Annotated in this window: 12 protein-coding genes; all 12 read left to right on the top strand. The window is 63.9% G+C overall.

Translation table 11 applies throughout. From position 1 onward, the window contains the following. Positions 1 to 298 precede the first annotated feature (298 nt). The 12 genes from flgB (at position 299) to AC1VXC_RS07560 (ending at position 12502) form a co-directional block, all read left to right on the top strand. On the top strand, positions 299 to 703 hold the full coding sequence (gene flgB, locus AC1VXC_RS07615; RefSeq protein ID WP_481538958.1) for a flagellar basal body rod protein FlgB: 405 nt from the start codon (positions 299 to 301) through the stop codon (positions 701 to 703). An 11-nt stretch (positions 704 to 714) separates the two neighbouring features. Next, complete coding sequence (flgC, locus tag AC1VXC_RS07610; RefSeq protein WP_313172080.1) at positions 715 to 1122, top strand: flagellar basal body rod protein FlgC; 408 nt, start codon at positions 715 to 717, stop codon at positions 1120 to 1122. Positions 1123 to 1148: 26 nt separating this feature from the next. Continuing rightward, positions 1149 to 1823 carry a flagellar hook capping FlgD N-terminal domain-containing protein gene (locus tag AC1VXC_RS07605; protein WP_313172082.1) on the top strand — a complete coding sequence of 225 codons (675 nt, stop codon included), beginning with the start codon at positions 1149 to 1151 and terminating at the stop codon, positions 1821 to 1823. Between the two features lie 31 nt (positions 1824 to 1854). Then, complete coding sequence (gene flgE / locus AC1VXC_RS07600; protein ID WP_313172083.1) at positions 1855 to 3075, top strand: flagellar hook protein FlgE; 1221 nt, start codon at positions 1855 to 1857, stop codon at positions 3073 to 3075. A gap of 194 nt (positions 3076 to 3269) precedes the next feature. Beyond that, entirely contained in the window at positions 3270 to 4019 is a 750-nt protein-coding gene (locus AC1VXC_RS07595; protein WP_313172085.1) for a flagellar basal body rod protein FlgF, read from the top strand. Positions 4020 to 4318: 299 nt separating this feature from the next. Continuing rightward, entirely contained in the window at positions 4319 to 5104 is a 786-nt protein-coding gene (gene flgG / locus AC1VXC_RS07590; protein ID WP_303746374.1) for a flagellar basal-body rod protein FlgG, read from the top strand. Positions 5105 to 5126: 22 nt separating this feature from the next. Then, on the top strand, positions 5127 to 5816 hold the full coding sequence (gene flgH / locus AC1VXC_RS07585) for a flagellar basal body L-ring protein FlgH (RefSeq protein WP_313492830.1): 690 nt from the start codon (positions 5127 to 5129) through the stop codon (positions 5814 to 5816). 8 nt (positions 5817 to 5824) lie between these two features. Continuing rightward, on the top strand, positions 5825 to 6940 hold the full coding sequence (locus tag AC1VXC_RS07580; RefSeq protein WP_481538957.1) for a flagellar basal body P-ring protein FlgI: 1116 nt from the start codon (positions 5825 to 5827) through the stop codon (positions 6938 to 6940). A 1-nt stretch (position 6941) separates the two neighbouring features. Further along, complete coding sequence (flgJ, locus tag AC1VXC_RS07575) at positions 6942 to 8117, top strand: flagellar assembly peptidoglycan hydrolase FlgJ (protein WP_481538956.1); 1176 nt, start codon at positions 6942 to 6944, stop codon at positions 8115 to 8117. 11 nt (positions 8118 to 8128) lie between these two features. Next, complete coding sequence (gene flgK, locus AC1VXC_RS07570; RefSeq protein WP_313172091.1) at positions 8129 to 10006, top strand: flagellar hook-associated protein FlgK; 1878 nt, start codon at positions 8129 to 8131, stop codon at positions 10004 to 10006. Then, positions 10006 to 11208: a flagellar hook-associated protein FlgL gene (gene flgL / locus AC1VXC_RS07565; RefSeq protein WP_481538955.1), complete on the top strand. Its 1203-nt coding sequence runs from the start codon at positions 10006 to 10008 to the stop codon at positions 11206 to 11208. The genes flgK and flgL overlap by 1 nt, the downstream gene beginning before the upstream one ends. A 67-nt stretch (positions 11209 to 11275) precedes the next feature. Continuing rightward, positions 11276 to 12502 (top strand): flagellin, encoded by a 1227-nt coding sequence (locus AC1VXC_RS07560; RefSeq protein ID WP_313172095.1) that lies wholly within the window; start codon positions 11276 to 11278, stop codon positions 12500 to 12502. Positions 12503 to 12608: the final 106 nt, after the last annotated feature.

Here is a 12608-nt window from a genome sequence, read left to right as displayed (position 1 = left end):
CATCTGCGCCTCACCCCCGCCGCTCGAGGCGGGCCCGGCGCGTGTGGGCGGGTGGGGGCTGGCCTCGCCCCCCCCCGCGGGCCGGGCGCCCCCCCCACTACCGCCCCCTCTCTTTGGCATAGCCCAAAGGAGGGCTGGGGAGGGGTAGCTCTTTGCGCGCTGCCGCAGCAATGACTTCGCGGCTTGCGCCGCTCCTGCGGCTTTGCCGGTAACGCCCCCGCCAGGCATGGCGCGGCATCGCATGTCCTTTGGCACAGGTTTTGCAGCTTCCCCGGCAACGTTCCGTGGGAGGTTCCACATGGCCAACCTGATTTCCAACTATCTCGGCATCCACGCCCAGGCGATGCCTTTGCGCGAACAGCGCATGAAGCTGATCGCCAGCAACCTGAGCAATGCCGACACGCCCGGCTACAAGGCCCGCGATCTCGATTTCGACGCTGCCCTGCGCAATGCCCAGAGCGCAAGCAGTGGCAACGGCTTGTTGAACACCACCGCCGAGCAGCACTACGCCATTGGCGGCACCGGTGGACTCAACCCGTTCCAGATCCTGCGCGAAGGCGTGCAGCCCAGCCTGGACGGCAACACCGTTGATCCGGATACCGAGCGTGCCGCCTACGGCCGCGCCGCACTGGAATATCGCGCCTCGCTGAGCTTCGTCGAGTCCAAGGTGAAGACCATGCTTACCGCCATCACTGGCCAATAAGGAAGCGCGCCATGAGCAACCTGCCCATCTTTGATATTGCCGGCTCCGCCTTGCAGGCGCAGTCGGTGCGCATGAGCACCATCGCCTCCAACCTGTCCAATGCCGACTCGATCGCCGGCTCGCCACAGGCGGTGTACAAGCCGCTGGAGCCTGTTTTCCAGGCAGTCACCAGCCGCAACGATCCCAACCTCACCGGCGTGCAGGTCAAGGAAATCGCACAGAGCGACGCGGCGCCGATCAAGCGCTACGAACCCAATCATCCATTGGCCGATGGCGAGGGCTACGTGTACTCGCCCGACGTCGATCCGGTCGCGCAGATGGTCAACCTCATCTCCACCTCGCGCAACTACCAGGCCGGCGTGGAAATGCTCAGCACCGCCAAGGAACTTGCCTTGGCCACACTGACGATGGGCCGCTGAGCCCCCTCCCCCAGGAACCTGCCGACATGAGCACCAGCGTCAACTCCGATCTTTACAGCTCGCTCGGGCTTACCGCACCAAACAAAACAGCCACCACCAAGAACAAAAGCACGCTCGACCAGGCGGATTTCCTGAAGCTGATGACTACCCAGCTGCAGCACCAGGACCCCACCAAGCCGATGGACAACAGCCAGATGGTTGCGCAGATGGCGCAGCTGTCCACCGTGCAGGGCATCACCGACCTGAACACCTCGGTGAAGGGCTTCCAGCAATCGATGGCCAGTGACCAGGTGCTGCGCGGCGCAGCGTTGGTGGGCCATGAGGTGATGGTGCCTTCAACCAAGGTCGCACTCGAGGCCGAGGGCGGCGCCAGTGGCACGGTAGCCGCGCCGTCGGCCGGTTCGGTAACCGTCGATATCACCGATGCCAATGGCCTGAAGGTCAATCAATTGACCGTGCCCGCCAACGCCGCCGGCGAGGTCGCCTTCCAGTGGGATGGCACCAACGCCGATGGCAAGCGCATGCCGGCCGGCAGCTACACGATCACCGCAAGCCATACCGACAGCGCAGGCGCGCAGAGCAAGCTCAACACCTATGTGCAGGCAGCAGTGGAAAGCGTGACGGTCGGTTCCGACGGCCTGTACCTGAACCTCAAGGGGCTGGGCACTGCCCCGCTCGACTACGTGCTCCGCGTCAGCTGAGCCCCCTCTTCGATTTCCCAGGAGTATCGCCATGGGTTTCAACGTTTCCCTGTCGGGCATCAACGCGGCCAACGCGGACCTGAATGTCACCGCCAACAATATCGCCAACGTCAACACCACCGGCTTCAAGGAGTCACGCGCCGAGTTTGCCGATCTGTTCAATGCCACCAGTTATGGGCTGTCGCGCAACGCCATCGGTTCCGGCGTGCGACTGAGCAATGTGGCGCAGCAGTTCTCCCAGGGCAATATCAACCAGACCGGGCGCAGCCTGGACCTGGCCGTGGCCGGCGAAGGCTTCTTCACCATGAACATGAACGGCGCACGTGTGTATTCGCGCGCCGGCAATTTCCAGACCGACAACAATGGCTATGTGGTGAACCCGCAAGGCGCGCGCCTGCAGGTGTTTGCTCCCAGTGCCGACGGCACGCGCTTCGATGGCCAGCTGACCGACCTGCAGCTGCTCACCACCGATAGCCCGCCCAAGCAGAGCACCCTGGTCAACATGGCCTTTACCCTGCCCGGCAATGCCCCGCAGCCGACCGTGGCCACATTTGATCCGGCCGACTCCAATACCTACAACCACTCCACCGGCGGCATCACCGTCTACGACTCGCTGGGTGTCAGCCATACCCAGACCTCGTACTTCGTGAAGACGGGCAATGCCAACGAGTGGCAGGTGCACAACTATATCGACGGCCAGCCCGCCGGTGCACCATCGCTGCTGCAGTTCTCCAATGCTGGTGCCCTGACCAACCCTGCCAATGGCGACATCACCCTGGCGCCGTTTACGCCTGCCACCGGCGCAGGCGTGGTCAACCTGACCCTGAACGTTTCCGGCGCCACCCAGTACGGCGAAAAGTTCGCCATGCGCGACACGCGCCAGGACGGTTACGCGGCAGGCAAGCTCAATGAGATCAGCATCTCCGAGGAAGGCGTGGTGTATGCACGTTATTCCAACGGTGACGACAAGGCCCTGGGCCAGGTCGCGCTGACCACCTTCAACAATCCGCAGGGCCTGCAGAACCAGGGCAACAACCTGTGGGTGGAGACCTTCGCCTCGGGCAACCCGCGTACCGGCGCACCTGACACCTCCGACCTGGGCCAGATCCAGGCCGGGTCGCTGGAAGCCTCGACGGTGGATCTCACTGAGCAGCTGGTCAACATGATCGTCGCCCAGCGCAACTTCCAGGCCAATGCGCAGATGGTGTCCACCCAGGACCAGATCACCCAGACCATCATCAATATCCGCTGACACCGGTACTGGGGAATCGGGAAAGGACATGCACCAGCACCTGGTCGACGCCTGACCCGATTCCGTTGTCGCACTTCAATTGTCCTGCTGTTTGATGCGAGCGGCAGAGGCGCTGCACGTCACCTGTTCCCGCACCGCCGCTGCTTTCGCTCCCGCGTTCCTCTCCCCGATCCCAACTGCCGAATCCCCGCCTTATGGACAAAGCCCTCTACGTTGCCATGACCGGTGCCCGCGCCTCGCTGCAGGCACAGGCCACCGTGTCGCACAACCTGGCCAACTCGGATACACCGGGCTTCAAGGAAGCACTGGCCAATACCGAGGCATTCCGCATCCAGGGGCCCGGGTTTCCGTCGCGGGTGGATGCCGTGCACGTGGATGCCGGCTTCAACCGTCGCGTTGGCGCGCAACAGATCACTGGCAATTCACTGGATCTGTCCTTGCAGCCAGGCAGCTGGCTGGCGGTGCAATCCAGCGACGGCACTGAGGCCTATACCCGCAGTGGTGCCCTGTCATTGACGCCGAACGGACAGTTGGTGACGGCCGAAGGCAACGCGGTTCTCGATGACAACGGCAATCCGATTGCCGTGCCACCCCATCAGGCCATGGAGATCGGCCACGACGGCACCTTGTCCATCATTCCGCTGGGCGAAGGCCCGCAGACGATGGCGATGATTGGCAGGTTGCGCGTCGTCGATGCACCCAACGAACGCCTGGAACGACGCCTCGATGGCTTGATGCGCAATACCGACCCCCAGCAACCCTTCGTGCAGCGCCAGGGCAAGGCACTGGATAGCGGCATGTTGGAATCGAGCAATGTGGATGCCGCCGGTGCGCTGGTGCAGATGATCCAATTGCAGCGGCAGTTCGAGATGCAGGTGAAGGTCATCAAGCACGGCGATGAGAACGCCCGCAGTGCCAACAGCCTGTTGCGGCTGAACGGCTGATAGCAGGCACCCGCGCGTACGCAAGGTACGCGCCCTCGCCTGCATCGACGAACGGCGGTGAGCTTCCCGCCCCTCCCCGACGCAGGATCCAACCCCTGCCTGCTCCTGTCGGTGCCCGCTGAGCGGGTCCCGGCGCACACCCATTTTCGCGATTGCAGTCGCGGCTACATCGCCGGCAGCAACCGCAACTCACCACCAACCGCATCGCGCCGACATTCCGTCGCCGCTTTTTGGCACAGCCCATGCATTGACACAGGCAAGGGCCAATCGGCCGGTAACAGTCACCAAGGAATCGCACCATGAATCAGGCATTGTGGGTCGCCAAGACCGGTTTGGATGCGCAACAGACACGCATGTCGGTTGTCTCCAACAACCTGGCCAACACCAATACCACCGGATTCAAACGTGATCGCGCCAGCTTCGAGGACCTGTTGTACCAACAGGTCCGTCAGCCTGGCGGCTCCTCCTCGGCACAGACGCAGCTTCCTACCGGCCTGCAGCTGGGTACCGGCGTACGCGTTGTCGCCACCTCGAAACACTTCGAACAAGGTAGTCAGCAGCAGACCGGTCGCGCGTTGGACGTGATGGCCAATGGCCGTGGCTTCTTCGAAGTGATGATGCCCGATGGCACCTCGGCCTATACCCGCGACGGCAGCTTCCAGATCAACGCCCAGGGTGAACTGGTAACCAACAGCGGCTACCCGGTGCAGCCCGGCATCCAGATTCCAGAGGGCGCGCAATCGTTGACCATCGGCACCGACGGCACCATCAGCGTGAAGATGGCTGGTGAAGCCGCCTCGGTGGAAATCGGCTCGTTGACGCTCACCGATTTCATCAACCCGGCAGGCCTGCAGGCCAAGGGCGAGAACCTGTACCTGGAAACCACCGCTTCGGGTCCCGCACAGAACGGGACGCCCGGCCTCAACGGTCTGGGCACGGTCGTGCAGGGCGCATTGGAAGGCAGCAACGTCAACGTGGTCGAAGAGCTGGTGTCGATGATCGAAACCCAGCGCGCCTACGAAATGAACGCCAAGGCCATCTCCACCACCGACTCGATGCTCGGCTACCTCAACAACAACGTCTGATTGGTCGCCAAGGGATACCGTCATGAGCAGCACCCCACTCCTGCGCCAACTTTCCATCGCCTTGTGCACTGCCCTCATCGGCGGCTGCACGCTGGCCGGCGACGTGCGCCCCTATGCACCGATGGCACCAATCCAGCCCATCGTCGTGCAGGCCGCCGCGCCAACCGCTGGTGCGATCTACGCCGCCGGCCCGGGCTTGAACCTGTATGGCGACAGGCGCGCACGCGACGTCGGTGACCTGCTGACCATCACCCTGGTCGAGAACACCATGGCCACCACCACCGCCAGTACTGCGATCAGCAAGAAATCCAGCGTTGATGTCGGAACGCCAACCCTGTTTGGCGCACCGGTCACCCTGGGCGGGAAAGACATTCTTGGCGCCTCGGCATCGGCTGACCGTGATTTCGGCGGCAAGGGCAACAGCGCGCAGAGCAACCGCCTGCAGGGCAGCGTCACGGTCACCGTCATCCAGCGTCTGCCCAATGGCAACCTGGTGGTGCAGGGACAGAAGAACCTGCGCCTGAACCAGGGCGATGAGCTGGTACAGATCCAGGGTGTGGTGCGCGCAGCGGATATCGCGCCGGACAACACCATCGCCTCCAGCAAGGTCGCCGATGCGCGTATCGCCTATGGCGGTCGTGGTGCGGTGGCGCAGTCCAACGCGATGGGCTGGCTGGGCCGCTTCTTCAATTCAGCATTCGCGCTGTTCTGAGCACCGTGATGAAGACTTTCTCTTTCATGCGTCCTGTTGTGCTGGCAGCACTGCTGCTTGCCGCCGCCCTGCCCGCCCATGCCGAGCGCATCAAGGACCTGGCGCAGGTGGGTGGTGTCCGCGGCAACGCCTTGGTGGGTTATGGCCTGGTTGTCGGTCTGGATGGCAGCGGTGACCGTACCAGCCAAGCCCCGTTCACCGTACAGAGCCTGAAGAACCTGCTGGGCGAGTTGGGCGTCAATGTTCCGGCCAACGTCAATCCGCAGTTGAAGAACGTTGCGGCGGTGGCGATCCACGCCGAGCTGCCGCCGTTCGCCAAGCCGGGCCAGACCATCGACATCACCGTGTCCTCGATCGGCAACGCCGTCTCCTTGCGCGGCGGCTCCTTGCTGATGGCCCCGTTGAAAGGCATCGACGGCCAGGTCTATGCCATCGCCCAGGGCAACCTGATCGTTGGCGGCTTTGGTGCCCAGGGCAAGGACGGCTCACGCGTCTCGGTGAACATTCCCAGCGCTGGCCGCATTCCCAATGGCGCCACGGTTGAACGTGCCCTGCCTGACGTCTTCGCTGGTGGTGGTGACATCACCTTGAACCTGCACCAGAACGACTTCACCACGGTCTCGCGGATGGTCAATGCGCTCAATGCCACCTTCGGCGAAGGTGCAGCGCGTGCAGTCGATGGTGGCACGGTTTCCGTACAGACACCGACTGATCCGGGCGCACGCATCGGCATGCTGGCACGCATCGAGAACGTCGAGTTGTCGCCAGGCACGGCACCGGCGCGCATCGTGGTCAACTCGCGTACCGGCACCGTCGTCATCGGCGCGCAGGTGCGGGTCAGCCCGGCGGCGATCTCGCACGGTTCCTTGACGGTGACCGTCAGCGAATCGACCCAGGTCAGCCAACCCAATGCCTTCGGCGGCGGACAGACCGTCGCTACCCCACAGTCCACCATCACGGCCAGCAATGAAGGCAGCCGCATGTTCCGCTTCGACGGCGGTGCCACCCTGGATGAGATCGTGCGCGCGGTGAACGAAGTTGGCGCCGCGCCTGGTGATCTGATCGCCATCCTCGAGGCCCTCAAGCAGGCCGGCGCATTGACCGCCGACCTCGAGGTGATCTGACATGCGTATCGCCGCGCCCGCGCTGGAACTCAATCCCGTCATCGCCAATGACCCGGCGAAGATCGACAAGGTTGCACGCCAGCTGGAAGGCCAATTCGCGCAGATGCTGGTCAAGAGCATGCGCGATGCCAGCTTTGGCGACTCGCTGTTCCCCGGCGAGAACCAGATGTTCCGCGAAATGTACGACCAGCGCATTGCCGAAGCGATGACGCGTGGCCGCGGACTGGGTTTGTCGGCAATGATCGCGCGCCAACTGGGAGGCACCGAGGGTACGACAGCGCCAACGGTTGATCCCAGCATCAAACCAGCGGCGGCCGTGCGCGCCTACCAGTTGGCCACTCCTGCTGCCAGCGGCCTGCCGCTTGGCGAGGATCCATTGTCATCGCTGGATCTGCGTGATCAGTCCACCTATATGGCGCCACAGACGCAGGCACTGGATCTGATCGCCGGGCGCGACAGCAGCAGCTTCCACGCCTCCTTGAACAGCGCCAACCCCTATCAGGATGCCGCATCCGTCGAACCGTCCGCGGATTGGGCAATGGCCAATGACCGCTGGAGCAAGGTGTCGGCGGCGGAACGCGGCGATACGATCAACACCGCCAGTGCCAATGTCGCCGCCGACAAGCTGGGCAAGCACACGCCGGAAGGTTTCGTCGCCAGCATCTGGCCCCATGCCGAGCGCGCCGCGCGCGAACTGGGCGTGGATCCACGTGCATTGGTCGCCCAGGCGGCGCTGGAGACCGGCTGGGGCAAGCGTCACATCAAGCGCGACAACGGTGACAGCAGCCACAACCTGTTCGGCATCAAGGCCAATGGCTGGAGTGGCGAGCGCGCCACCACCGGCACCCACGAGTACGTCAATGGCCAGCGTCGCAACGAGGTCGCCAGCTTCCGTGCCTATGGGTCGATGGCGGAGAGCTTTGGCGATTACGTGCGCATGTTGAAGACCAGCCCTCGCTACCAGGCCGCGCTCAGCGCCGGCAGCGATGTGCGCAGTTTCGCCCAAGGCCTGCAGCGTGCCGGTTATGCCACCGATCCCTCGTATGCGGCCAAGATCGCCGCTATCGCCGCCGGTCCGACCATCCAACGCGCTGTCGCCGCCATCGGCAGCGCCAGCGCCGGTCTGAGCCAGACCTTTGCCAGCAACGCCGGTACCACCGGCATCACCCGACGTTGAGATAGCCGTCCATGTCTAATGTTCTTTCCACCGGCACCAGCGCGCTGATCGCCTTCCAACGGGCGCTGGCGACTGTCAGCCACAACGTCGCCAATATCAAGACTGACGGCTATAGCCGGCAGAAGGTGGACTTCGCCACGCGTGAACCCAGCGACGTGGGTTACGGCGATGTTGGCAACGGCACCAAAATCACCGACATCCGCCGCGTTGCCGACCAGTTGGCCATCTCACGGCTGCTCGACAGCAACGGCGAGCTGGCACGGCTGCAGCAGCTGTCCGGCATGGCCGACCGTGTAGATGCCCTGTTCTCGGACGCCGCCACCAACGTCACCGGCGTGTGGTCCAACTTCTTCGACGCGGTCAATGGCCTTGCGTCCAATGCGTCCGGTACCGCGGACCGCCGCGACGTGCTCGATAACGCCAGCACCCTGGTAAACCGCTTCAAGCAACTCAATGCCAACCTCGACGGCTTGAACAGCGAGGTCAACAACGGCTTGATCTCCGCCGCCACCGAAGTAAACCGGCTTGCGTCGGAGATCGCGCAGATCAATGGCGCCATCGGCAGCAACGCCGCTGCGGCCGCGCCGGACCTGCTGGATCGCCGTGACCAGCTGATCTCCAAGCTGGTTGCCTACACCGGCGGTACTGCGGTGATCCAGGACGGCGGGGTGATGAACGTCTATTCGGCGGGCGGCCAGGCCTTGGTCGTCGGCACCACGGCCTCGCAGATCACCACCGCCGCCGACCCGTATCAGCCCGAACGTCTGCGCCTCGCCATCAAGACCCAGGGCATGACCGTCAGCCTGGACAGCAAGGCGCTTGGCGGCCAGATCGGGGGCCTGCTGGAGTTCCGTGAGACCGTGCTGACCCCGGCACAAGCCGAACTCGGCCGCATCGCGGTCGGCATGGCGCAGTCCTTCAACCAGGCCCATGCCGAAGGCATGGATCTGTATGGCGACATGGGGGGCAACTTCTTCAATCTCGGAGCTCCGAAGATTTCCGCGCACAGCGGCAATACCGGCGGCGCCACCCTCACTGCAAGTTATGGTGACCTGGCGGCGCTGGACGGACAGAACCTGCTGCTGAAGTTCGACGGTACCAACTGGCAGGCCAGCCGCGCCGATACCGGCGTATCCGTGCCCATGACCGGTACCGGCACCGCCGCCGACCCGTTCGTGGTCAATGGCGTTCAGTTCGTCGTGGGCGGCACACCCGCGACCAATGACCGCTTCCTGCTGCAACCCACCGCAGGTGCCACCAATGACCTGTCGGTGGCGATCACCGATCCTTCGCGCATTGCCGCTGCCAACCCGGTCAAGGGCACCGCCGTGCTCGCCAACACCGGTACCGGCGTGCTCGGCAAATTGGATGTTCTGGATGCAGGCAACCCTGCCCTGCTCAATCCGGCGGCGATCGAGTTCATCGACGCCAACAACTACACCATCGATGGCGCCGGCCCGTTTGCCTATACGCCCGGCCAGACCATCAGCGCCAACGGCTGGAGTGTCGTGCTCGATGGCAAGCCGGCCGCCGGCGACCGCTTCGATATCGGCAAGACCGCTGCCGGCTCCAGTGACAACGGCAACGCCTCGCGGCTCGCCAATGTCGAAGAAGCCAAGGCTTTCAACGGTGGCACCGTCACCTTGAACGGCGCGCTGGGTGGGCTGACCACGCAGATCGGCTCCGCAGCCCGTGCCGCCGACTACTCGCTGCAGGCACAGCAGGTGATCAACGACAACGCCAAGGCCTCACGCGACTCGATCTCGGGCGTGAACCTTGATGAGGAAGCGGCGGACATGCTCCGGCTGCAGCAGGCCTATCAGGCCGCGTCGCAGCTGATATCCACCGCCGACACCATGTTCCAGACGATTTTGAAGGCGGTGGGCTGATGAGCAACCGAATTTCCAGCAACATGATGTACGACCAATCGGTCGCGCTGATGCTGTCCAAGCAGAGCAAGATGAATCATCTTGAGCAGCAGCTGGCCACCGGCAAGAAGATCGTCACCGCCAAGGATGATCCCGTTGCTTCCGGTACGGCCGTGGGCCTGGATCGCGTGCTTGCCGAGCTCGAACAGCTCGGCAAGAACGCCAACGGCGCGCAGAACCGGCTGGGCCTGCAGGAAAACACCTTGGCGCAGGCCAACGAGCTGCTGGCACGGGTATCGGAATTGACCGTGCAGGCCAACAATGCCGCGCTGTCGGCGGAGGACCGCAAGACGGTTTCGGCCGAACTGCAATCGATCAAGGACCAGATGCTGGCCTTGGCCAATACCACCGACGGCAACGGTCGCTATCTGTTTGGCGGCGCTGCCGACGGCGCCGCGCCGTTCACCCTGGCCAATGGCACGGTCACCTATAACGGCGATCAGATCCAGCGCCAGGTCGAGGTTGCGCCAGGCATGTTCGTCAAGGACGCCCTGCCTGGCAGCGAGGTGTTCCTGCGCATCCGCACCGGTGATGGCACGGTCGATGCGGCGGCGGTCGCCGGCAATACCGGCAAGGCAGTCCTGACCGACATCAGCCGCGATGGTTCCGGCAGCTGGCACGGGGACAGCTACACGTTGCGCTTCACCGCCGCAGACACCTATGAAGTAGTGGATGCCAGCAACACCGTGGTCGGCACCGGCACCTACAAGACCGGCGAGGACATCGTCTTCCAGGGGCTGCGGGTGCGCATTGAGGGCACCCCCGCCGCCGGTGACGCGTTCAGCGCCGGGCAGGCCGGCACCCGCGATGTCTTCAGCACGATCGACCAACTGGTACAGACGCTGCAGATGGACACCTCCACCGAAGCCGGTCGCACCGCGCAACAGAACGCCCTGCAGGCCAGCATGCGTGATGTTGCACGCGCATCGGGCAGCCTGATCGACGCGCGTGCAGCCGGTGGTGCACAACTGAAATCCATCGATGATGCGGCCTCGCTGCGCGAGGCCAGCAGCATCACCCTGGAAAGCTCACTGTCGCAGTTACGCGACCTCAACTACGCCGAAGCCATCGGGCAGTACCAGCTCGAAGGCGCGGCTTTGCAGGCGGCACAGACCATCTTCACCCAGATGCAGTCCATGTCGTTGTTCAACATGATCCGCTGATTCCGCAACCCGCACCGCTTCCGCCTCCTCACACGCAGTACGTCACCGAACACAACGGAGAAGTCCCATGGCACAAGTCATCAACACCAACATCATGTCGCTGAACGCTCAGCGCAACTTGAACACCAGCGGCAGCAGCCTGGCGACATCCATCCAGCGCCTGTCTTCGGGCCTGCGCATCAACAGCGCCAAGGACGATGCCGCCGGCCTGGCCATTTCCGAGCGTTTCAGCACCCAGATCCGTGGCCTGGACGTCGCCGTCCGCAACGCCAACGACGGCATCTCGCTGGCCCAGACCGCCGAAGGCGCAATGGTCGAGATCGGCAACAACCTGCAGCGCATCCGCGAACTGGCCGTGCAATCGTCCAACGCCACCAACTCGCCCAGCGACCGTGAAGCGCTGAACGCCGAAGTCGACCAGCTGCTGTCGGAGATCGACCGCGTCGCCAACCAGACCGGCTTCAACGGCACCAAGCTGCTCGACGGCAGCTTCACCGGCGCCCTGTTCCAGGTCGGTGCCAACTCGGGCCAGACCATCGGCATCAACGCCATCGTCGATGCCAACATCGACACCTTGGGCAAGGCAGGCTTCGCCGACAACGTGAGCGGCGCCGGCATTGGCGGCACCGCGGCGACCGCCTCCGGCTCGATCAGCGGCATCACCGTCAGTGTCACCCCGGCCGGTGCCGCCGCCGCAAGCCAGATCAAGCTGGATGACATCAAGATCGAAGTCGGCGACGACGCTGCCGCCGTGCAGAAGAAGGTTGCCCAGGCATTCAACAACAAGCTGGACCAGACCGGCGTGTACGCCACCATCGAAGCCGGTGAACTGAAGCTCACCTCGGTGAAGGCTGGCCAGGACTTCGGCGGCGTCACCAACGGCACCCTGACGGGCGGCACCGGCATCACCGTCTCGCTGGCAGCGGATCTGGGCGCGACCACGGCCGCGGCAGGCGTGGCAGCCAACGGCGGCGGCACCCGTCACATGGAAGACCTGGACATCTCCGATTTCGCTGGTTCGCAGCGGGCAATTGAAATCGTCGACAAGGCACTGACGGCCGTCAGCAGCTCGCGTGCGGAGATGGGTGCCATCCAGAACCGCTTCACCTCCACCATCGCCAACCTGGCCACCACCTCGGAAAACCTGTCGGCTTCCCGCAGCCGTATCCGTGATGCGGACTACGCCAAGGAAACCGCCGAGATGACCCGTACCCAGATCCTGCAGCAGGCCGGTACGGCCATGCTGGCCCAGGCCAACCAGGTGCCGCAGAACGTGCTCAGCCTGCTGAAGTAAGCCAGCGCCACGTGGTCAAACAAAAACCCCGGCTTGCCGGGGTTTTTTATTCCTGATTTTTGCGGGAGCGGCGTAAGCCACGATTCCCGAACATCATCGGCTCGCC

The sequence above is a fragment of the Stenotrophomonas sp. STEN033 genome, from assembly GCF_056856655.1.
This window is presented reverse-complemented; position numbering and strand designations above follow the sequence as displayed.

Coding starts and splice junctions, on each gene's coding strand:
- flgB (WP_481538958.1), top strand. CDS start 299: ATGGCCAACCTGATTTCCAACTATCTCGGCATCCACGCCCAGGCGATG.
- flgC (WP_313172080.1), top strand. CDS start 715: ATGAGCAACCTGCCCATCTTTGATATTGCCGGCTCCGCCTTGCAGGCG.
- AC1VXC_RS07605 (WP_313172082.1), top strand. CDS start 1,149: ATGAGCACCAGCGTCAACTCCGATCTTTACAGCTCGCTCGGGCTTACC.
- flgE (WP_313172083.1), top strand. CDS start 1,855: ATGGGTTTCAACGTTTCCCTGTCGGGCATCAACGCGGCCAACGCGGAC.
- AC1VXC_RS07595 (WP_313172085.1), top strand. CDS start 3,270: ATGGACAAAGCCCTCTACGTTGCCATGACCGGTGCCCGCGCCTCGCTG.
- flgG (WP_303746374.1), top strand. CDS start 4,319: ATGAATCAGGCATTGTGGGTCGCCAAGACCGGTTTGGATGCGCAACAG.
- flgH (WP_313492830.1), top strand. CDS start 5,127: ATGAGCAGCACCCCACTCCTGCGCCAACTTTCCATCGCCTTGTGCACT.
- AC1VXC_RS07580 (WP_481538957.1), top strand. CDS start 5,825: ATGAAGACTTTCTCTTTCATGCGTCCTGTTGTGCTGGCAGCACTGCTG.
- flgJ (WP_481538956.1), top strand. CDS start 6,942: ATGCGTATCGCCGCGCCCGCGCTGGAACTCAATCCCGTCATCGCCAAT.
- flgK (WP_313172091.1), top strand. CDS start 8,129: ATGTCTAATGTTCTTTCCACCGGCACCAGCGCGCTGATCGCCTTCCAA.
- flgL (WP_481538955.1), top strand. CDS start 10,006: ATGAGCAACCGAATTTCCAGCAACATGATGTACGACCAATCGGTCGCG.
- AC1VXC_RS07560 (WP_313172095.1), top strand. CDS start 11,276: ATGGCACAAGTCATCAACACCAACATCATGTCGCTGAACGCTCAGCGC.